This window comes from Exiguobacterium sp. s166 (genome assembly GCF_018618855.1).
Classification (GTDB): domain Bacteria; phylum Bacillota; class Bacilli; order Exiguobacteriales; family Exiguobacteriaceae; genus Exiguobacterium_A.
In genome coordinates this window covers 482,266-504,355 of record NZ_JACSMU010000002.1, presented here as the reverse complement: position 1 = coordinate 504,355, position 22,090 = coordinate 482,266, and the positions used below count along the sequence as shown (strand labels likewise).

The following is a 22,090-nucleotide window of genomic DNA, read 5'->3' as shown; positions in this document are numbered from 1 at the left end:
GAACGAATGAAACGAGTCATGTTAGTGTTCGGAACGAGACCGGAAGCAATCAAGATGGCACCTGTCGTCAAAGCATTGGAAAAACGAGAAGGAGTCGAACCGATTGTCGTCGTGACGGCACAACACCGGGAGATGCTGGATCAAGTCCTAGAACTGTTCCAAATCGTTCCGGATCATGATTTGGATTTGATGCGTCCACGCCAGACACTCGAAGAGATGACGGCACGGATTTTGAATGCGATGCGTCGTGTCCTGGAAAAAGAGCAACCGGATTTGGTGTTGGTCCATGGGGATACGACAACGACATTCGCTGCTTCACTCGCCGCCTTTTACCAACAGATTCCGGTTGGACATGTCGAAGCCGGTTTACGGACGTATCAGAAGTATGCACCGTTTCCAGAAGAAATGAATCGTCAATTGACGGGTGTACTCGCGGATTACCATTTTGCGCCGACAGATCAAGCAGCAGAAAATCTGCGCCTCGAGAATAAAAAAAGTCCGATCATCGTGACCGGTAATACCGTCATTGACGCATTAAAAACAACTGTGTCTGATGATTACACGCATCCCGTTTTAAAAAGTCTTGCAGCAAGCGGTCGCAAGTTGATTCTGTTGACTGTTCACCGTCGGGAAAATCATCTGCAATTATCGCAGATTTTTGATGCCATTGAACGATTAGCAGACAGTCATCCGGATATTGAAATTATCTATCCGGTCCATCCGAATCCGGTTGTACTCGAAGCAGCCGAACAATTGAAGCACCATCCGCGTATCCGATTAATCGAGCCACTCGATGTCTTCGATTTTCATAACTTGGCAGCCCGGGCGACGTTGATTTTGACGGATTCCGGCGGGATTCAGGAAGAAGCTCCTTCGTTAGGTGTCCCGGTTCTCGTATTACGTGAGACGACGGAACGGCCGGAAGGTGTCGAGGCCGGTACGTTGAAACTCGTCGGAACGGATCCGGAACGTATTTATACAGCCGGTCATCACTTGCTGACAGATCCGATGGCATACGACGCGATGGCGCAAGCAGCGAATCCCTACGGAGACGGGCATGCGGCTGAGCGGATCGTCGATGCTATTTTAAGTGAGGTACCGGTATGAGTTCACGACCACTGGAACTGGCGAGTTATCAATTTTTTCCGCAAGGCAACCGGGAAAAGATTTTACTTGAAGAAGATCAGAAAGGGGTCTGGTTTGATTTTCAAGAAGCCGATCCGACTAATAAATTGTACATCCAGTTGTTTGATCAAGGGTTTCAGTATCCTCCGTCAAAATTGTATCGGGCAGATGCTTCCTTTGAACAGGCGGAGACAATCACCCTCACTTGTGAATTAGAAGCAACCGAACCGTGTGATATTCAAATCTTTAAGATGCAGTACGGACAAAAAAAACGGATGCATTCCGAAACGGAATGGTTGACAGTGGACGGTCCGACTACATGTTTCTTTCAACTGAATCGAGTTAAAGGAGCCGACTATTTCAAAATCGCATTCAAATTTTTACTTGAAGGGGACATGCGGGTCCGGTTGACGATGTTACACATCAATCGGCTTGTTCCGCTCAAACAGGAGGAATCCTATCATGTTATTTAGTTCAACGATTTTTCTGTTTTTATTTCTGCCGACGGTACTGATTGTCTATTATCTGTTGCCGAGAAGCTTTCGAAATGGCTGGCTCCTCGTAGCAAGCCTTTTCTTTTATGCGTTTGGTGAACCGCGATTTGCATTATTGATGCTGTTAAGTGTCGGCATTAATTATTTCTTTGCATTATTCGTAGACGTCTACCGCCACCGCATCGGTGTGAAATGGATCATGTTCAGCATGATTGCTGTCAATTTAGGATTACTTGGCTGGTTCAAGTACAGCGGTTTTTTTGTTCAGTCTGTCAATAAGACGTTTCATGCCGATTTTTTTGTTCCGGAAATCGTTTTACCACTCGGAATTTCCTTCTATACATTTCACGCGATGAGTTATGTCATCGATATTTACAAGGAAAAGGAAGCCGTGCAAAAAAATCCGCTTGATTTAGCATTGTATATCGCCTTTTTCCCGCAACTGGTCGCAGGACCGATCGTCCGCTACAACACGATTGCGAGTCAGATTGAATCCCGTCAAGAAACCGTATCGGACTTCTCGAAAGGGGTCCGCCGATTCATCATCGGATTATCAAAAAAGTTGATTTTAGCAAATGGCTGCGGTCAAGTAGCAGATGCCATTTTTGATATGAAGGATTTATCAATGGGGCTCGCATGGATTGGGATCATTGCTTACGCCCTGCAGATCTATTTTGATTTTTCTGGATACAGTGACATGGCAATCGGACTTGCATTAATGTTCGGCTTTCATTTTCTTGAAAACTTCAACTATCCGTATATTTCGAAATCAGTGTCTGAATTTTGGCGTCGCTGGCACATTTCACTTGGATCATGGTTTCGGGATTATGTGTACATTCCGCTTGGAGGGAACCGGGTTTCACCCTGGAGACAATACCGGAACCTCGGAATCGTCTGGATGTTGACCGGACTTTGGCATGGAGCGAGCTGGACGTTCGTCGCCTGGGGCGTCTATTACGGAATCTGGATCATGCTTGAAAAAGCATTTCTCGGGAAGTTATTGGCGCGAGTCCCGGTACTGGCAACGGTCTGGACACTCGTATTGGTTCTGGTCGGTTGGGTCTTTTTCAGATCGGAAACGTTCCCGGAAGCCATCACGTATATTCAAGCAATGTTTATGCCGGACGTACTTTGGGATGACCGTGCGAGTTACCAACTTGTCCAAAACGGTGTCATCTTAGCACTTGCATGTCTTGCCGCAACACCGATTCCAAAACGGATTGGAGAACGATTTGTCCAGTCATCGGGCAAAATCGGACAGACGTTGCAATATGGATATGCGATGGTTTTGTTATTCCTCGCGACATCTGCACTGGTTGCAAGTACATTCAATCCCTTCATTTATTTCCGTTTCTAGAGAGGAGGAACACCAGTGGCGCAACCTATTGAAAAGAATCAGAAACAGACACAACCGGGAACTACGTTTGAGAAAAAGATGATGTGGCTGACGATCATCAGTTTTTTTATCATTTTGCTGACAATCGGAATTGGAACGATTCTTCGCGACGACCGTGTCAGTTCCCAACTTGAAAATCGAACACTTGCACATTCCGTTCAACCGACTATGCAAGGAGTGGCTTCCGGTAAGGATATGCTGAAGATGGAAAGCTATTTTGCGGATCAGTTATTGTTACGTGGTACTTTCGTTGAAATGCAGGCACGTCTATCGAAAAATCTGTTTCAACAGCCGTTTCGAAATGGGATCTACACTGCTGAAAACGGCTATATGATTGAACCGAGTCAAGCGGCACAACCGGTCATTCCGAGTGCTTTTCAACAGTTCACGAAAGATGTTGATCGGCCTGTCTACTTCGCACTTGCACCATCCAAGACCGTTATTGCGGAACGGGATGGAATCATTCCGGACTATGTCGCCTCAAACGCTGAGCAACGGTACAAGACGATGCAAGCCGGCTTTATGAAAGCAGGAATTACATCGATTCCCCTTGATGCGTTAAAGCTGACGGATTACTTTAAGACAGATCATCACTGGAACGTAGATGGTGCCTATCAAGCCTATGGCGAAATTATCCGTACAGTCGCCAAAACAGAACCGACGTTAAAAAAAGTAGAAGTCGATCCTGAATCAAAACGCGCATCGGAACATCTGTATTTTGGTTCACTCGCCCGCAAGACGACACTTGCGTATGCGAGCACAGGAGACAAAATTGAATATTACGATGCCGGCCAATTTAAGGGTATCGACGTCTGCTACGACAAAAAATGCGGTCAGCCGTTGATTGATGAGCAATTTATTAAGGAAGAGGGCGACTATGCCGACCGTTACGAAGTCTTTATGCGCGGTAACCACGGTATTTTATCAATGACGTCAAAAACGAAAGGACCGAAGTTACTTGTCCTCAAAGACTCCTTCGCCAATCCTGTGCTGCCGTTTCTTGCCCGAAGTGCGAATCTCGAAGTCGTTGATATCCGCTATGTCCATAAAGACTTTGATGCCTCTGAATTTGCGAAGCAAAAAAATGTGGATGCCGTCGTCTTTTTACACAATGCGAATATCGCCGGATTAATGAAGACGTATCAGCAGAAATTATAGGAGGTACCGCTGTGGAATCACGTTTGCGAAAGAGGCGACCTTGGATTGGATGGCGTGTAATCAGTGCATTGTTATTGGCATGCATCTTGATTGTCAGCGCTACGACCGGGTATGCTTTTTTAAAGTTGCAACATACGGCGGACGGTTTCATTACTCCGCTAAAAGGGCAAAAAAAGCTTCCGCTTGAAGTGATGCAGCCGGTCAACGTCCTGTTGATTGGTGTGGATGAACGAAAAAACGATCCGGGACGGGCCGATGCCATCATGTTATTGTCGTTTAACCCGAAAACACCAAAAGCGACATCACTGTCGATTCCACGTGATATGCAGGTGACACTGTCAGATGGTACGAAAACGAAAATTAATCATACCTATGCTTACGGTGGAGTGGAAGAGACGATTGAGACGGTTGAGAAGACCTTTGACGTCAAGATTCCGTATTACGCCAAAATCAATATGGAAGGTCTGATCGAGCTGGTCGATGCGGTCGGCGGAGTCACTGTCGATAATCCGTCTGCGTTTAGTTGGAACGACCGGCGTTTACAAAAAGACTACGCTGAAGGAAAAATAAAACTGACCGGACTTGAAGCGAGCGGTTATGCACGCATGCGAAAACAGGATCCGCTCGGGGACATGGGACGGCAAATTCGTCAGCGGCAGGTACTTGAAGCTGTCGGCATGAAGCTTGCCGGACCCGATATCCTGACGAACTTGGAAGATGTCAGTCGGGTCCTGAAAAATAACTTTAGTACAAATGTCACGTTTTCCGAAGCAGCCCAACTCGCACAAGAAAATCAGGCGGGATTCGAGCGGTTAAAACCGTTAAAACTTGAAGGGGAAGGCTACATCGCAAGTGACGGTGTCTGGTATTTCTTTGCATCGGATCACTCGATGAAAGTCACGAAGCAGGCAATTACTGAAGTGACGGATCGTCAATCAAAATGAAAATATAAGAGGGTGACTGGGAAGTCAGCCTCTTTTTTATGGTCATACGTCCGCGTTGGTCCAAAAGTCTTATTTTCTTTAGTGAACTAAAATAAGCTTTGACAGAGCAGCCGAACGAATGGAGAATGAAAATGAAAACGATTACATAAATCCAAGGAGGATACGGCATGAATCGATGGAGATCAGTCTGTGCAGTTGTGCTAACGTTTGCACTGATGTTTAGTTTAGTTCCGGTAAATGGTCTGGCACTGGAAAAAGGAGAATCGACACTGGTCATCATTCACTACAAAGAAGATAAAACGTCAGAAAAAGATTGGAATCTCTGGTTGTGGGCAAATGGGCCGGATTATTTCCCGAACAAGGCACATGCCTTTAACGGTCAAGATGCTTACGGAAAAATTGCCGCTTACGAATTTCCGGTTGATCAACCGGAGAAAATCGGTTTCATCGTCCGCGATGATTCCTGGAACAAAGATGCCGGTTCGGAAAACGACCGCTTCATCACAAAAGACATGATCAAAGACGGTGTTGCCGAAGTTTGGATTGAATCGGGCAGCAAAGAAGTTTCACCGGTTAATCCGACGGGCGGCAATGACGTCGAGTCCGTCAACACGAACATTCATTATTACCGGTATGACAATGACTACGAGAAGTACGGGGTGTGGGCATGGCCAAACGCTCAGGATGGAAAACGGTTTGAATTTGACGGTCAAGACGCATTTGGCGCTGTAGCAAACGTCATACTGGCGAATAAGACGAAGGAACGTCTTGTCGGAATCATTCCTCATATCGAAGGATGGTCTGAAAAAGACGGAGCGGATCGTTTCTATTATGCGGGAGCGAAGGATATTTGGCTGATTGAAGGCGATCAAACGGTTTATTACAGCCAACCGGATATCGATCGGACGCCAAAATTCACAAGTTTCCTGGCCGATGATTTTAAGACGATGACGTTGAAAACGAACTCGCCGATTACGTCAGAAGATTTAAAAACGCTGACCTTTAAAGGACTCGTCAATCCGCTTGTCACACAAGTGGATGCGAAGACGTTAAAAGTAACCGTCACGACGGACATTGATTTAGCAGATGTCATTACGGTCTCGCACCCGGTGTTCGGGGAAGGGATTTTAGAAGCAGGAAACGTGTTGCGTTCCGATGCTTTTGACAAAAAATATGCGTATGATGGAAAACTCGGCACGTCCTATCAAAAAGGAAAAACGACGTTCCGCGTTTGGGCACCGACTGCGCAAGCCGTCGAACTGGAACTCTACAAATTACCGAAAACACAAGCGGCCACTACAAAGAATATCGTCCGTGAAGTGAAGATGGTCCGTGGCGACCGCGGGGTCTTCAGTGTAACGATCAAAGGCGATCTTGACGGAGCAGGATACACCTATGAAGTCAAACACGCTAAAGAAACGACACGCGCCGTTGATCCTTATGCGACAGCCGTCGCTGTCAACGGAGATCAAGGAGTGGTCGTCGACCTGAAAGAGACGAACCCAAAACGTTGGACAAAATCAAAAATGCCGCTGAAACAAACAACTGATGCCATCATTTACGAAACGCATGTCCGGGATTTGTCGATGTTTGATGTCACAGGAAACACGTACGATTCAGGCATCAAGCAAAAAGGAAAGTATCTCGGTGTTGTCGAGCCGGGAACACGTTTGTTGAAGGATGGTAAAAAAACGAAAACGAAAACAGGACTCGATCATTTGAAAGAGCTTGGCATCACGCATGTACAGTTCATTCCGGTCTATGATTTCAATACGGCTTCTGTCGACGAAACGAATCCGCTTAAAACATACAACTGGGGCTATGATCCGAAAAACTACAATGCACCGGAAGGCTCTTACGCGACGAATCCGTACGATCCAAAAGTCCGGATTAAAGAAATGAAACAAATGATTCAAGGTTTGCACGATAACGGACTTCGTGCCGTCATGGATGTTGTCTACAATCATATGTTTGACGCGAAAGCATCGAATCTCGATAAAATCGTTCCGGGTTACTACTACCGTTACACGGAAGGCGGCGATCTCGCCAACGGAACAGGTGTCGGAAACGATACGGCTTCCGAACGGAAAATGATGCATAAATTGATTGTTGATTCTGTCGCCTACTGGGCAAAAGAATACCGGTGGGACGGTTTCCGCTTCGATTTGATGGGGATTCATGACGTCAAGACGATGAATGCCGTCAAAAAAACAACAACTAAAATCGATCCGTCGATTCTTGTCTTCGGGGAAGGCTGGAGTCTCGGAACACCGCTTCCGGAAGCAGACAAAGCCAACCAGACGAATGCCAAGCAAATGCCGGGAATCGCTCATTTCAACGATAACTTGCGCGATGCACTTAAAGGAAGTGTCTTTGAAGACACGGATGCCGGTTTCATCAACGGTAAAACAGGTCTTGAAACACGCATTAAACGCGGAATCGTCGGTGAGATTGCGTACAGCAAAGACATCACGGGATTCGCAGCAGAACCGAATCAAGCCATCACGTACGTCGAAGCCCATGATAACCACACATTATGGGATAAGTTGAACTTAACGAATCCGACAGATACGGATGCGACGAAAACAAAGATGCACCGCTTGGCGTCAAGTATTCTGCTGACGTCACAAGGAACAACATTCATCCATGCCGGTCAAGATTTCATGCGGACAAAAGGCGGCGACCACAACTCGTACAAGTCACCGGATTCCGTTAACCAGCTCGACTGGAAACGTAAAATGGACCGTCAAACTGATGTCGACTATATGAAAGGTCTGATTCAAGTCCGGAAAGCAAATCCTGCTCTTCATTTAGGAACAGCAAAAGACATCCGCCGCTACCTGACGTTCACATCGTCACCAGAGCAGGTTGTAGCGTATCAATTATCAGATGATGCGCCTCAGCAAAAAACAGATCTTTATGTCGTTCACAATGCGAAACGTCAAGCCGTCAAGATGACGTTACCAAAAGGAACATGGAATGTGATCGTCGATGGTAAAACCGCCGGAACAAAAACACTGAAGAAAGTATCAGGCAACGTGACGGTTGATCCGCTCAGCTCGTACGTCCTAAAAAAATAATCAACTCAAAAACGCGCCGCCCCTGTGAATGACTCACGAGGGTAGCGCGTTTTTCATCTAAGGAAAAGTTAAGCGTAACGCTCGTCTTCTTCCTCTTCTTCGTTCAGGTTACCTTCTTCTGATTTTGCGACGATAACGGCACAAGCGGCGTCACCTGTGATATTGACGGCTGTCCGCATCATATCAAGCAGACGGTCGACACCGATAATCAAGGCAATCCCTTCGACAGGCAGATTGACGGACTGGAGAACCATCGTCAGCATGACGAGACCTACACCCGGTACGCCGGCTGTTCCGACAGACGCGAGAACGGCAGTCAGGACGACGGTTGCTAGTTGCGCCGGTGACAAGTTGATATCATACACCTGAGCGATAAAGACCGTCGCGACCCCTTGCATGATCGCCGTTCCATCCATGTTGATCGTTGCTCCGAGCGGTTGGACAAAACTGGATACCGAGCGCGGGACTTTCAGCTCACGCTGCGCTGTCTGCATGGCGACCGGTAATGTCGCGTTCGACGATGAAGTCGAGAAGGCGAACAGCATGACCGGAGCAAACTTTTTAAAGAAGAAAAACGGATTCATTTTTCCGAGCAGTGAAACGGTTGATCCGTACGTCAACAACGAATGAATGATTAGAGAAAGTACCACGACCATCATGTAGAAGAACATCGCTTTGAGCGAAGCAAATCCTTGTGCACCTACGGCGGAAGCAATCAATGCAAATGCGCCGAGCGGGGCCATCTTCATGACGAGCCCAATCAAATACGTCATCAAGTCATTTCCTTGTTCGATGAATGAACGTAATGTCGAGACCTTGCTGCCAAGGAACGTGATGCCGAAACCGATGAAGACGCTGAAGACGATAATTTGTAACATGTTGCCTTCTGCCATCGACGTAATCGGATTGGTCGGGAACATACCGACAATCGTATTGATCAAACTCGTATCCGGTAAGTTGCCTTGGTCATATTTCAAGTTGTCCGTCGCAAAGTTGCCAAACGTACCCGGTTTGATCAGTAACGACAAACCAAGTGCGATGACGATGGCAACAGCTGTCGTCGTCATGAAATACGTGATGGCTTTTCCGCCGACACGGCCAAGCTCTTTTGGATTTCCGAGTCCCATGACTCCAAGGGAAATCGAGAAGAAGACGATCGGGACGACGAGCATCTTAATCAGGTTCAAGAAGATCGTACCGATTGGTTGAAGCGCATACTTATTCAATCCTTCGTAAATAGATTTGTCTGGTAACATGGCGAGAATGATTCCGAGGATAACTCCTAAAATCAATCCCCAAATGATTCGCTTGGCTTCTTTCAAATGAAAACAACTCCTTTTTCAGATAACTGTGTCTATTTTGACACATCATTCACCATTTTGACAAAACATTTCATAAAATTTCAGAAAACGCTTACAAAATATTTCGGTTTTTTTAGTTGAATAATCATGAATTTGTTGTAAATACGGGAGCAACATGAGACTATAGAAAAGAACAAAAAGGAACATCTCAGGAATGAAGCAAAACTGGTTAATCAACTATTGACCATTTTGTATATTTCTACTATAATGTTGTATGACGTGTCTGACACGTTTCCTTTAGTCGGTAATATCGGAGGGAGGGAAAACTAGTGGAAACTCGTGTACGTAAAAATGAATCACTTGAAGACGCACTTCGTCGCTTCAAACGTGGTGTTTCAAAAGATGGTACGCTTGCTGAAGTTCGTAAACGTAAACACTACGAAAAGCCAAGTGTAAAACGTAAGCTTAAATCGGAGGCTGCGCGTAAGCGTAAGAAGTTCTAACGTAAGAGAGGGTGTATCCTCATGAGTCTTCAAGAGCGTTTGACAGTGGATATGAAGGAAGCCATGCGTTCGCGTGAGAAAGATCGTCTTACGACGATTCGGATGGTGAAGTCGTCCCTGCAAAATGAAGCGATTAAACTCGGTAAGCAAGAATTAACTGATGAGGAAGAGCTAACTATACTCTCACGTGAGATGAAACAGCGCAACGACTCCCTCCGAGAATTCGAACGCGCTGATCGTCACGACCTCGTCGAGAAGATTCAAGCAGAGATAATCGTGCTCGAAGCTTATATGCCAAAACAACTTTCGGAAGAAGAAGTTCAGGAAATCGTCAACGCAGCAATTGCGCAGACGGGTGCCTCGGCTCCTTCGGATATGGGGAAAGTAATGGGTGTCGTCATGCCGCAACTTAAGGGTAAAGCGGACGGTGCTTTAATTAATCGCCTTGTTAAACAACAACTACATTAACCCGTTTTGAAAGGTGTCCTCCGGGATGCCTTTTTTTATGCAATAAAATCGGAAAAATTCGAAAATTGATAAAAGTTATGAAACCTTTTCTAAGATGAAAGCGTATATAATAAAAGTAACAATGAGCCATGTTCAGAAAGATGAAACATGTTGTCGTCTGATTCTGATGAAAAAGGGGTGAACGAAGTAATGTCTTTTAGCTTAGGGATGATTTTAGCGGTCTTCATGATCGGTGTCCTCATGTTGCTGGTCGAAATATTCGTGACAGGGTTCGGGATATTCGGCGTACTTGGCATCGGCGCAGTTCTTGCCAGCTTGATTATGGCGGGTGCGACGGTCGGTCAGGTGGGTCTTGCTGTCGGTTTGGCAGTCTTTTTATCGCTTGCTGCCGGATTTTGGGCGTATCGTCGGATCAAATCGAACCAATCGTTATTATGGCGAGGTTTGATTTTAACAGACTCCACATCGTCGGAAAAAGGATATCTCTCTCATCAAGATAAAGAACAACTGCGTGGCAAAATCGGGATTAGTTTGACACAACTTCGCCCGGCAGGAACGATTGAGATTGATGGAAATCGAGTCGATGCTGTCACGGAAGGGAATTTTATTAACGCCGGTGAACAAGTCGTCGTGCAAGACGTCACACACGGACGAGTCATCGTTCGAGTCCAAAAAACGAAGGAGGAGTCACTCATATGACACCCGAACTATTGACCGTTCTACTCGTATCAGGAGGAATACTTATTTTCCTCGCGATTTTCTTTACGCTTGTCCCGATCCCGCTTTGGATCAGTTCACTTGCCGCCGGGGTCCGTGTCTCCATCTTTACATTAGTCGGAATGCGACTCCGTCGTGTTACACCGTCAAAAATCGTGAATCCATTGATCAAGGCAGTGAAAGCAGGAATCAACCTCAATACAAACCAACTGGAAAGTCACTTTCTTGCCGGTGGTAATGTCGACCGTGTCGTCAACGCCTTGATTGCGGCACACCGTGCGAATATTGAACTCAGTTTTGAACGGGCGGCAGCGATTGATTTAGCAGGTCGGAACGTGCTTGAAGCCGTACAGATGTCCGTTAACCCGAAAGTCATCGAAACGCCATTCATTGCCGGTGTTGCAATGAACGGGATTGAAGTTAAAGCAAAAGCTCGGATTACGGTCCGTGCCAATATCGACCGCCTCGTCGGTGGTGCGGGTGAAGAAACCGTCATCGCCCGTGTTGGTGAAGGGGTCATCTCGACGATTGGTTCATGTCAAGATCAAAAAGAAGTTCTTGAAAATCCGGAAATGATTTCCCGGACGGTCCTTGCGAAAGGTCTTGATTCAGGAACAGCATTCGAAATTCTCTCGATTGATATTGCCGATATCGATATCGGTAAAAACATTGGTGCCGTTCTTCAGACGGATCAGGCGGAAGCCGATAAAAACATCGCTCAAGCGAAAGCGGAAGAACGTCGCGCGATGGCGATTGCGAGCGAACAAGAGATGAAATCACGTGTCGAAGAAATGCGTGCGAAAGTCGTGGCGGCAGAAGCGGAAGTCCCGCTTGCGATTGCGGAAGCACTGCGTGACGGAAACTTCAGTGTAATGGATTATGCCAACTACTTGAACGTGACGGCTGATACGAAGATGCGTCAAGCCATCGGTGGTCAATCATCGCCGAACGACACACAATAAAAGGATGATCTAGATGGAAAGCTTAATTTGGGTCGGACTGATGATTGCCTTTGGTGTAATCTCGGTTATCTCAAAAGCAGCCGATCAAAAGAAGACCAGTTCTTCAACACGTGTTCCCTCTAAAGAATTTGGCGACTATGTCAAGAAAATGGTCGATCAAGTGGAAACGAAGCTTCCGGAAAATCGGGAGGTTCCACCTCCGATCAAACGGAAACAACCAAAGCAGACACAACCGGTCAAGCATCAGCGGACCGAATTGCAACAACGCTTGGATGAACGGGATCGTGTGAAAGCTCAGAAACAATCACGATCGAATCTGGGCAAGATTACTGGAAGTATTTCAAGTGATGAGATTGGAAAAAGACGGGATAAGAAAAAAGGGATGCAGACAACGCAAGAGGAAATCCGCCAGGCAATCATCTGGAGCGAAGTCCTTGGACCGCCGGTATCAAAACGGGCGTCAAAATCCCCGCATCGTTAAAAACAGGTCAGCTCTCGTGTAAGTGGAGAGCTGATTTTTTTTTGTGAAGACACGATGGGAAAATCACGGGCTCAGCAAGAATAGAAAACGAAAAGAGTTAAAACAAGGAAACCACATCTTGAGGATGGGTTTTTCTTTCCATCTAATCTTCTTAAATGATAAAGTGGACTAGAACAGATTTATAGAGATGACGTACTGTTATCCATCATTAGGAGGCCAATCATAACGTGATATTCAATGAAAGAATCCCATTCGTATTTTCGAATTCAGAACAGATTCAAGCATTCGTAGGACCGAACGATGCCGTACTAAAAACGATGGAAGCGGAGCTGGAAGTCCAACTTACCCATCGTGGTGATGAATTGCTGGCGCAGGCGGAAGAAGAACGGTCTGTCGTGTTAGCAAAACAGGTCGTCGGTGTCTTAAAGCAACTGGTTGATCGGGGAGCCGTCTTAACGGAACGTGACGCAACAAGCGCAATTCAACTGGCGCGACAAGACCGGGTCGATGAATTACTCGAATTATACGATACGGTCATTCATACGAATCACAAGGGAAAACCGCTCCGGGCAAAAACACTTGGTCAAGCCCGTTACGTCCGGGGAATTGAAAAATGTGATTTAACATTCGGTATCGGACCGGCCGGAACCGGGAAAACGTATTTAGCGGTCGTCATGGCAGCAAAGGCCTTAAAAGAAGGTTATGTCAAACGATTAGTATTAACACGACCTGCAGTTGAAGCAGGGGAAAATCTCGGATTCTTACCGGGGGATCTAAAAGAAAAAGTCGATCCGTATTTACGTCCGCTTTATGATGCGTTACATGACGTGCTTGGTGTGGAACACACAGCCCGTTTGTTGGAACGGGGTGTGATTGAAATTGCACCGCTCGCCTATATGCGGGGGCGGACACTGGAGCATGCTTTCGTCATTTTGGATGAAGCGCAAAATACGACAAGAGAACAAATGAAAATGTTTTTGACACGTCTTGGTTTTCACTCGAAGATGATTGTCACAGGCGATTTAACGCAAGTTGATTTACCTCGGGGAAAAGCATCCGGTTTACAAGAAGCGTTGAATTTACTTGGCAATGTTCGCGGCATTCATTTTGAACACTTTAGTTCGGCTGATGTCGTCCGGCATCCACTTGTTCGGAAAATCATTGATGCGTATAGTCAAGAACTCGATTGAAGCGCAACAGGTGAGTCTTGAAGTGGAAAGGAGACGAACGGATGCGCAAAGTAGGTATGTGGATCAGTCTGCTGACACTCGGCTTTTACATCATCGTTTCGACGATGATGTATGTCAGTGTCCGGCCCGAAGCACTGTCAGCAGATCCATTTTCGATTGCAGAAGAAGATATTCGGTCACCGCTGACGATGGAAGACCGGGAAGCCACCCGGTTACTGAAAGAAAATACGGTAGCCGCAATTGATAGCCAATACACGATTAAACAGGAATATGCTGCACAGCAAATCGATAAAGTCGAGCAACTGTTTGCAAGTCTTAAAGGCATTAAAAAAGCAGAAGACATCGGTCGAATCAAACAGCGGCTCCGGGGAACGGAAGCCGCGGATTTACTGCAAGACGATGAATTGCGGCTTCTTGCCACATCGTCTACAGCAATGCGGACGACGACACGCGACGTTGTGATTACGGCCATTGAGGAAGCGATGCGGCAACGAATTTCTTCTGATGGCGGTGAAGTGGCGGAAGCGCGTGAAAATGCACGACTTGATATTGAACGGTCCGCCTTATCGTTTTCGATGAAGGCTGTCGGAAAAACGCTGACTGATCAATTGATTGTTACGAACTATGTGTACGATCCCGAGAAAACAGAGCAGTTGCGTAAGCAGACCAGCGATAAAGTGGAACCGGTCTTGATTTCTGAGGGAGAAGTCATCGTCAAACGGGGAGAAGTCATCTCCCAGGATGCCTACCGTCAACTGCAACTCGTCGGTCTGATTTCTGACCGGCAATCCCTTAAACCTTTGTTTGGAACGTTGATTGTCAGTGCTCTGATGACACTGTTGTTGTTCGGATTCATCAGTCGATCCAACTTACGTTATGCAAAGATGGGCAGAGTAAAGCTGTTCAGTTTGGTGTATTTAGTTGTGATATTGCAACTTGTCGTGACGTACGGGATGGCTTTCTTGGCAGACGATATTAATCCGGCTCTGTATTTACTAACGCCGACTGCATTTTCAGCGTTAGTTTTGCGTAATTTATTGAATGAGCGAATCGCTTTATCCAGTACCTTGTTCATGGCTCTAGCAGGTACTTTTTTCTACAGTACGAACCAAAATTTCAGCTTTAATATCGCGATTTACTTATTGGTCGGCGGGTTAGTGGCCACCTATTTCCTACGTTCCAGCTTGTCACGCCGGCGGATTTTCGTCAGCAGTTTGACGATTGCTTTAGCGAACGTAGCGGTTTTCCTCGCTTTCGTACTCATGCGTAGTGGACAGTTGGAAGTGAAAGAGACGTCGATTCTGTTAGGGTTTGCCGTTGTCAGTGGTATCTTCAGTGCGATCTTGGCGATTGGATTATTACCGTTTCTTGAGATGACATTCGGTATTTTAGCCCCGACACGTCTCTTGGAATTGTTAAACCCGACCCATCCCTTGTTAAAAAAACTATTGGTCGAGGCTCCGGGAACGTATCATCACAGTATGATGGTCGCAAATCTTGCCGAGACGGCTTGTGAAGCGATTGGCGCGGACGGGTTGCTTGCCCGCGTTGGTGCGTACTATCATGATTTAGGGAAAACACGGCGTCCGCTCTATTTCATTGAAAATCAGCATGGACTTAATCCGCATGACCGTCTGACACCGGAAGAATCCGCTCGAGTGATTCTTGCCCATACGGATGACGGAGTGGAACTGTTGGAAGAAGAAAAGTTACCGAGTGTCATCGTCGATATCTGCCGGGAGCATCATGGTACGTCATTACTCCGTTATTTTTACGTCAAGGCAACGGAACAAGGTGAAGTCAATGAAGCGGATTTCCGTTACTCGGGTCCGAAACCACAAACGCGCGAAGCGGCAGTCATCATGATTGTCGATTCCATCGAGGCAGCGGTCCGATCCATGAAGTCTCCGACTGAAGAGGGCATTCAGGAACTGGTCAAAAAAATCATTCGCGAAAAATTGTTGGATGATCAATTTTCGGACTGTGAACTGACGACACGTGACATTTACCGGGTCGGTGAAAGCGCCTGCCACACGTTATCCGGGTTATTCCATGAACGGATTGAATATCCTGAATTAAAGAAAGAGGAACTTACATGAATATTTACATGACAGATGAAGGTACATTGTTGACGGAAGAACAACTGAAATTAGTGGAAGCGATTTTGGTCTATACCGCAACAGAAGAAAAGATTGAAGCGAACAGTGAATTATCCGTCACGTTCGTGACAAATGATGAGATTCAGCAAATCAACCGGGAATGGCGTGGGAAGGATCAAGCAACGGACGTCATTTCGTTTGCGATGGATGAACTGGGAGAAGATGAGATTGATTTTGAATTGCTTGAGGATGAACCAGTTGTGCTTGGAGATTTGATCATTTCCGTGGAACGTTGCCGGGAACAGGCGGCGGAATACGGGAATCATTTCGAACGGGAACTTGGGTTCCTGGCCGTTCATGGTTTCCTGCATCTTCTCGGATACGATCATATCGAAAAGGCAGATGAAGAGATCATGACGAAGCGTCAGGAGGAAATCCTGCATCACTTTGAACTGTACCGAGGAAAATTGTGAAGACGTGGTGGTTACCATTCACCCATGCGATGAACGGGATCCGTCAGGCGGTAAAGGAAGAACGGCATATGAAGGTCCATTTTACGATTGGGTTGATTGTCCTGGCGCTTGCCTTGTATTTACCGTTGACATGGATGGAACGGGCGATTTTATGTTTAACAATCGGCGTAGTCATCAGTGCGGAAATGTTCAATACCGCCTTTGAACGGACCGTTGACCTCGTCACGGAAGAATGGCATCCGCTTGCAAAAGCAACAAAGGATATCGCGAGCGGAGCTGTGCTTGTGTTGGCGCTTACATCAATTGCGATTGCACTATGCATCTTCGTTCCATATTTGGTACAATAAGAATCCGGCCTTTTTTTGGCCAATACCGTTCCTAAAAGGGGAAAAATGACATGAAAACAGAACAATTACTCGAACAGGCTAAACTTGCACGCCAAAAAGCGTATGTTCCTTATTCAAAATTCCAAGTCGGAGCTGCCTTGCTCACGAAAGACGGACAGGTTTTCCATGGCTGTAATATCGAAAATGCGGCGTATGGTCTTTGCAACTGTGCTGAGCGGACAGCGATCTTCTCGGCATGGGCACAAGATGCACGTGAATACGCAGCGATGGCTGTCGTAGCAGATACGGAAGGACCTGTCGCACCATGCGGACAATGCCGTCAAGTTCTGTTTGAAATGTGTGACGCGGATATGCCGGTCTACTTGACGAACCTGACGGGTGACGTCACGGAAACGACAGTTGGTGCTCTCTTACCGGGTGCATTCACGAAGGGAGATCTTCATGTTTAAAGAAGGATTTAAATCAGGATTCGTTTCGATTATCGGTCGTCCGAACGTTGGGAAATCAACGTTCTTGAACCGTGTCATCGGACAGAAAATCGCCATTATGTCGGATAAACCACAAACGACACGGAATAAGATTCAAGGTGTCTATACGACAGATGATGTGCAAACGATTTTCATCGATACACCGGGAATCCATAAACCGAAACACAAACTCGGTGACTTCATGATGAAAGTTGCGACAAACGCCTTACGTGAAGTTGATGCAATTCTCTTCATGATTAACGTGACCGAACCAAAAGGTAAAGGTGACGAATTCATCATCGAGAAGTTGAAGGATTTGGATACACCGATCATTCTTGTCATGAATAAGGTCGATTTGATTCATCCGAACGATATCCCGCCAATCATCGAATCGTATCAAAACGAATTGAACTTCGCAGCAGTCGTTCCGATTTCTGCTCTTCAAGGAAATAATGTCGAACCGCTTCTGCAAGAAATCTCGAAAATCTTACCGGAAGGTCCGATGTACTATCCGGCGGATCAAATCACCGATCATCCGGAACGATTCATTATCTCGGAAATGATTCGTGAGAAAGTCCTGCAGAAGACACGTGACGAAGTGCCGCACTCGATTGCTGTCGCCATTGATCAGATCAAGACACGTGAAGACGGAAACATGGTCGATATTCACGCAACGATTTTGATTGAACGTGATTCACAAAAAGGAATCATCATCGGCAAACGTGGTGCCCTGTTAAAAGAAATCGGTTCAGAAGCACGGACGGACATCGAGATGCTGCTTGGAACAAAAGTCTACTTGAACCTTTGGGTGAAGGTTCAAAAAGACTGGCGGAACAAAGCAGGTCAACTGCGTGAACTCGGATTCCGAGACGACGAGTATTAATCGATGATTGATAAGGCGGAAGGGCTTGTCTTACGGACGGTCGTGTATGGTGAATCGAATAAAATCATTACACTGTTGACACGTGAATATGGCAAGCTCGCCGTCATGGCGCGTGGTGCTAAAAAACCCGGCAGCCGTTTCAATGCAGCGAGCCAGCCGTTTATCCGGGCCATTTACGTGTATCCACGTTCGCGTGGTCTCGGTCAATTAAAATCAGCAGACGTCATCACAGGGTATTCGAAAATTCGTCAAGATGTGTTTTTGATGGCTTATGCGATGTATCTTCTTGAACTGGCAGATAAAGCACTTGATGAACGGGTCCCGCAGCCGGCACTCTATGATTTGTTTGTCGATGGTCTTGAAGCGATGGACGAAGGACTCGACCCGGATGTCGTCTCCTTCATCATCGAACTCCGGTTATTACGTCATCTGGGAATCGCCCCGCACTTAAATGGCTGTACGATTTGTGGCAGTGCCGAAGCGCCGTTTGTCTTTTCGTTGAATCACGGTGGTTTACTTTGCAGACGACATCGTCATGAAGATGAACATGCTGTTTCTTTGACGGAATCCGTGGCGAAGATGTTGTATGTCTTTTCCGTTTATGACTTTTCCCGGATTGGTACAGTCGAGGTGAAGCCGGAAACGAAACGTTTATTGCGTCAAATCATGGATGCTTATATGGAACGGTACAGCGGTCTCCGCCTTCGTTCGAAACGGGTTCTCGATCAATTACTGAATCTCGGAGACGATTGACAGATGCGCTCTACGTTCGGTAGAATAGGTGCGGAAGAACTAACTAAACGAACACGATGAGAAAAAGGAGTAACACCTGATGTTCAGTCAAGCGATTTCGGGATAGTGCGAGCCGGAAATGAAGCAGGTGCGAACGGCATTTTTGAGTGTTCCCGGTCAAAGAGTGGCATGCCGACGCATGCAAGTAGGGTGGAACCGCGGGCTCGTCTCGTCCCTATGTACAACCTTGTTGTACATAGGGACGTTTTTGCGTTCCCGCATAAATTTGGAGGTGGAAGTCTTGAAGATGACAGTACAGGAAATGATCTTAACACTGCAAAAATTTTGGGCTGAACAAGGGTGCTTGACGATGCAAGCCTATGACGTGGAAAAAGGCGCCGGAACAATGAATCCGATGACGTTTTTACGAAGTCTTGGACCAGAACCCTGGAACGTTTGTTATACAGAACCATCACGCCGACCAGCGGACGGACGCTACGGCGAAAACCCGAACCGCTTGTATCAACATCATCAGTTCCAAGTCATCATGAAACCGTCACCGGACAACATTCAGGAACTGTACTTACAAAGTCTTGAATTGCTCGGCATCAATCCGCTTGAACATGACATTCGTTTCGTCGAAGATAACTGGGAAAACCCGACATTCGGTGCCGCCGGACTCGGATGGGAAGTCTGGTTGAACGGGATGGAAATCACGCAGTTCACGTACTTCCAACAAGTCGGCGGGATTGAATGTAATCCGATCGCAGTTGAAATCACGTACGGAATCGAACGACTCGCATCATACATCCAAGATGTCGAAAGTGTCTTTGATTTGGTCTGGACAGACGGCTTCAAATACGGCGATATCTTCTACCAGCCGGAGTTCGAACACTCGAAGTATACGTTTGAGACATCTGATGTCGATCTCTTGTTCACATTGTTCGATCAATACGAAAAAGAAGCCAACCGGGCACTGGATGAGAACCTCGTCTTCCCGGCCTATGACTATATCTTGAAATGTTCACATACGTTTAACCTGTTGGATGCCAAAGGGGCGATTTCCGTCACGGAACGAACGGGCTTTATTCACCGTGTCCGAAACATGTCGCGCCGCTGTGCCCAAAGTTTCATCGAAGAACGGGAACGTTTAGGTTTCCCATTGATTAAATCGAAAGCTGGTGAATCGCATGCATGAGTTATTACTTGAAATCGGTCTTGAAGAAATGCCTGCCCGTTTTGTCTTACAATCGGAGACACAATTAAAAGAACGTGTGACGACATTCTTAAATGAAGCACGTATCACGTTCGACGCGATTGAATCATTTTCGACGCCACGTCGCTTGGCCGTTCTCGTAACCGGAATGTCGGAACGTCAGACTGACTTGGAAGAGACGCTTAAAGGACCGGCGAAACGGATTGCAGTGGACGCGGACGGCAATTGGACAAAAGCCGCCCAAGGATTTGCACGCGGTAAAGGTTTGACGACGGATGATCTGTTCCTTCAAGAAGAGAAGGGGATCGAATACATCTTTGCGACGCGCAAAGAATCAGGGCAAGAAACAGCAACACTTTTACCGGGACTCAAACAAATCGTTGAAGCGATGTCGTTCCCGAAAAATATGCGTTGGAGCACGCAGTCATTACGCTACATGCGTCCGATTCGTTGGATGATTGCTTTACTGGATGATCAAGTGATTCCGTTTGAGGTGGCAAATGTTGCGACTGGGCGGACGACACGCGGACACCGTTTCCTTGGACAGGACATTACGATTTTACGACCGAATGCCTATGTTGAGGCACTTGCCGGAGAACATGTCATTGTCAGTTACGAACAGCGTCGCCGGTTGATTGAGGAACAAATTCAAAAACTCAGCACACAAGAAGGTTTTGAAGTGCCGATTGATCCGACGCTACTTGAGGAAGTCACGAATCTGGTCGAATATCCGACTGCGTTATTCGGAGCATTTGACGAAGCGTACCTCGAATTGCCGGAAGAAGTACTGATCACGACGATGAAGGAACACCAACGCTATTTCCCGGTTAAAAAAGACGGAACGTTGCTGCACTACTTCGTCACTGTCCGTAACGGGAATGCGATGCATCTCGAGAACGTAGCCCGCGGAAACGAAAAAGTCATTCGGGCACGTCTTGCCGATGCACAGTTCTTCTATGAAGAAGATAAAAAAGCGGACATCGATGCCCAAGCAGCGCGACTTGATAAAATCGTCTTCCATGAAAAACTTGGAACGACAGGTGAAAAAGTCCGTCGTGTGCGCGGGATGGCGCTGCAGTTGGCGGAACGATTCAATGCGGATAAAGCGAAAGTCGAACGTGCCGGAACGATTTATAAGTTCGATCTTGTGAGCCAGATGGTGTATGAATTCACAGAACTGCAAGGTATGATGGGTGAACGTTACGCCAACATGAAAGGGGAAGACGCTGAAGTCGCAGCGGCGATCCGGGAACATTACTTGCCACGTTTTGCCGGGGATGAAAGTCCAGGCACACCAACCGGTACGGTATTAGCTGTTCTTGACAAGATGGACAGCGTGGCTGGATTCTTCGGTGTTGGTATGATTCCGAGCGGTTCGGCTGATCCATATGCGTTACGACGCCAAGCTCAAGGAATCGTTCAGATTCTTTCAGACCGTCAGATTGAGATGACGTTGTCAGAGCTAATCGATTTCGTCGTGTCTTCTCAATTAAAAGCAGGTCTTTATCAAGCGGATGCAGAAACAGTTAAAGCAGCAATGGAAGACTTCTTCAATCAGCGTCTAAAGTTCCGCTTATCGGAAAAAGGATATCGTCATGATGTCATCGAAGCGGCACTTGAGCCGAAGCTAACAGTCGAAGCAAATGAAAAACGGGCAGCGATGCTTGAACAGGCCACACAACAACCAACCTTTAAGAAGACAGTGGAGCAACTCAGCCGTGTCTTGAACATCTCGAAAAAAGCAGAGACGGTTGTGGCGGTAAATCCAGCGCTCTTTGAAAATGAAGCAGAACGTGCCTTGCATGAACAAATCGAGCAACTGATTCCAAAAGTCGAAGCAGCAGTTCAAGCCTCTGACTATAACGAAGCGATTCAAGTGCTCGAATCGAGTGTTCCGGCCATTACTGCTTATTTTGATGGAACGATGATCATGGCGGATGACAACGCAGTTCGGACGAATCGTCTTAGCGAGATGAAGCGGTTTGCGACGGCGATCGAACAAGTCGCACGATTCAATGCACTCACTTTAGTGTGAATAAAGGACGGATGAGCCG

Annotated in this window: 21 protein-coding genes; 20 read left to right on the top strand and 1 reads right to left on the bottom strand. The window is 46.7% G+C overall.

Annotated features, from left to right (window positions below):
* Nucleotides 1-6 precede the first annotated feature (6 nt).
* The 6 genes from wecB (at nt 7) to pulA (ending at nt 8,197) form a co-directional block, all read left to right on the top strand.
* The gene (wecB, locus tag KNP93_RS06980; protein ID WP_131973213.1) at nt 7-1,107 is read left to right on the top strand and encodes a non-hydrolyzing UDP-N-acetylglucosamine 2-epimerase; all 1,101 of its coding nucleotides are present in this window, start codon (nt 7-9) and stop codon (nt 1,105-1,107) included.
* Nucleotides 1,104-1,598 carry a hypothetical protein gene (locus KNP93_RS06975; protein WP_214854079.1) on the top strand — a complete coding sequence of 165 codons (495 nt, stop codon included), beginning with the start codon at nt 1,104-1,106 and terminating at the stop codon, nt 1,596-1,598. The genes wecB and KNP93_RS06975 overlap by 4 nt, the downstream gene beginning before the upstream one ends.
* The gene (locus KNP93_RS06970) at nt 1,588-2,976 is read left to right on the top strand and encodes an MBOAT family O-acyltransferase (RefSeq protein WP_131973211.1); all 1,389 of its coding nucleotides are present in this window, start codon (nt 1,588-1,590) and stop codon (nt 2,974-2,976) included. Before KNP93_RS06975 ends, KNP93_RS06970 begins: the two co-directional genes overlap by 11 nt.
* A 15-nt stretch (nt 2,977-2,991) precedes the next feature.
* Nucleotides 2,992-4,173: a DHHW family protein gene (locus KNP93_RS06965; RefSeq protein WP_214854076.1), complete on the top strand. Its 1,182-nt coding sequence runs from the start codon at nt 2,992-2,994 to the stop codon at nt 4,171-4,173.
* Between the two features lie 11 nt (nt 4,174-4,184).
* On the top strand, nt 4,185-5,117 hold the full coding sequence (locus KNP93_RS06960) for an LCP family protein (RefSeq protein WP_131973209.1): 933 nt from the start codon (nt 4,185-4,187) through the stop codon (nt 5,115-5,117).
* 167 nt (nt 5,118-5,284) lie between these two features.
* Nucleotides 5,285-8,197, top strand: a complete 2,913-nt coding sequence (gene pulA, locus KNP93_RS06955) for a type I pullulanase (RefSeq protein WP_214854073.1) — start codon at nt 5,285-5,287, stop codon at nt 8,195-8,197.
* A 68-nt stretch (nt 8,198-8,265) separates the two neighbouring features.
* Here the strand turns inward: pulA and KNP93_RS06950 are convergent, their stop codons facing one another.
* On the bottom strand, nt 8,266-9,519 hold the full coding sequence (locus KNP93_RS06950; protein WP_188005236.1) for a dicarboxylate/amino acid:cation symporter: 1,254 nt from the start codon (nt 9,517-9,519) through the stop codon (nt 8,266-8,268).
* A gap of 308 nt (nt 9,520-9,827) precedes the next feature.
* Between KNP93_RS06950 and rpsU the strand changes: the two genes are divergently transcribed.
* From rpsU to glyS, 14 genes are all read left to right on the top strand, one after another.
* On the top strand, nt 9,828-10,001 hold the full coding sequence (rpsU, locus tag KNP93_RS06945; protein WP_012369719.1) for a 30S ribosomal protein S21: 174 nt from the start codon (nt 9,828-9,830) through the stop codon (nt 9,999-10,001).
* Between the two features lie 21 nt (nt 10,002-10,022).
* On the top strand, nt 10,023-10,469 hold the full coding sequence (locus KNP93_RS06940; protein ID WP_026828988.1) for a GatB/YqeY domain-containing protein: 447 nt from the start codon (nt 10,023-10,025) through the stop codon (nt 10,467-10,469).
* Nucleotides 10,470-10,658: 189 nt separating this feature from the next.
* Nucleotides 10,659-11,168, top strand: a complete 510-nt coding sequence (locus tag KNP93_RS06935) for an NfeD family protein (RefSeq protein WP_131973206.1) — start codon at nt 10,659-10,661, stop codon at nt 11,166-11,168.
* The gene (gene floA, locus KNP93_RS06930; RefSeq protein WP_131503952.1) at nt 11,165-12,148 is read left to right on the top strand and encodes a flotillin-like protein FloA; all 984 of its coding nucleotides are present in this window, start codon (nt 11,165-11,167) and stop codon (nt 12,146-12,148) included. The genes KNP93_RS06935 and floA overlap by 4 nt, the downstream gene beginning before the upstream one ends.
* Before the next feature lie 13 nt (nt 12,149-12,161).
* Entirely contained in the window at nt 12,162-12,629 is a 468-nt protein-coding gene (locus KNP93_RS06925; protein ID WP_131973205.1) for a hypothetical protein, read from the top strand.
* Nucleotides 12,630-12,856: 227 nt separating this feature from the next.
* Nucleotides 12,857-13,819 carry a PhoH family protein gene (locus tag KNP93_RS06920; RefSeq protein WP_131503954.1) on the top strand — a complete coding sequence of 321 codons (963 nt, stop codon included), beginning with the start codon at nt 12,857-12,859 and terminating at the stop codon, nt 13,817-13,819.
* 41 nt (nt 13,820-13,860) lie between these two features.
* Nucleotides 13,861-15,918 carry an HD family phosphohydrolase gene (locus tag KNP93_RS06915; RefSeq protein ID WP_131503955.1) on the top strand — a complete coding sequence of 686 codons (2,058 nt, stop codon included), beginning with the start codon at nt 13,861-13,863 and terminating at the stop codon, nt 15,916-15,918.
* Nucleotides 15,915-16,391 carry an rRNA maturation RNase YbeY gene (gene ybeY / locus KNP93_RS06910; protein ID WP_131503956.1) on the top strand — a complete coding sequence of 159 codons (477 nt, stop codon included), beginning with the start codon at nt 15,915-15,917 and terminating at the stop codon, nt 16,389-16,391. Before KNP93_RS06915 ends, ybeY begins: the two co-directional genes overlap by 4 nt.
* A complete protein-coding gene (locus KNP93_RS06905; protein WP_131503957.1) occupies nt 16,388-16,738 on the top strand; it encodes a diacylglycerol kinase family protein in 351 nt (116 codons plus the stop codon). The genes ybeY and KNP93_RS06905 overlap by 4 nt, the downstream gene beginning before the upstream one ends.
* A 50-nt stretch (nt 16,739-16,788) precedes the next feature.
* The gene (locus KNP93_RS06900) at nt 16,789-17,187 is read left to right on the top strand and encodes a cytidine deaminase (protein WP_114596407.1); all 399 of its coding nucleotides are present in this window, start codon (nt 16,789-16,791) and stop codon (nt 17,185-17,187) included.
* Nucleotides 17,180-18,088: a GTPase Era gene (era, locus tag KNP93_RS06895; RefSeq protein ID WP_012369729.1), complete on the top strand. Its 909-nt coding sequence runs from the start codon at nt 17,180-17,182 to the stop codon at nt 18,086-18,088. The genes KNP93_RS06900 and era overlap by 8 nt, the downstream gene beginning before the upstream one ends.
* A 3-nt stretch (nt 18,089-18,091) precedes the next feature.
* On the top strand, nt 18,092-18,841 hold the full coding sequence (gene recO / locus KNP93_RS06890) for a DNA repair protein RecO (RefSeq protein ID WP_214854070.1): 750 nt from the start codon (nt 18,092-18,094) through the stop codon (nt 18,839-18,841).
* Nucleotides 18,842-19,127: 286 nt separating this feature from the next.
* A complete protein-coding gene (glyQ, locus tag KNP93_RS06885; protein WP_012369731.1) occupies nt 19,128-20,018 on the top strand; it encodes a glycine--tRNA ligase subunit alpha in 891 nt (296 codons plus the stop codon).
* A complete protein-coding gene (gene glyS, locus KNP93_RS06880; RefSeq protein ID WP_131973204.1) occupies nt 20,011-22,071 on the top strand; it encodes a glycine--tRNA ligase subunit beta in 2,061 nt (686 codons plus the stop codon). Before glyQ ends, glyS begins: the two co-directional genes overlap by 8 nt.
* Nucleotides 22,072-22,090: the final 19 nt, after the last annotated feature.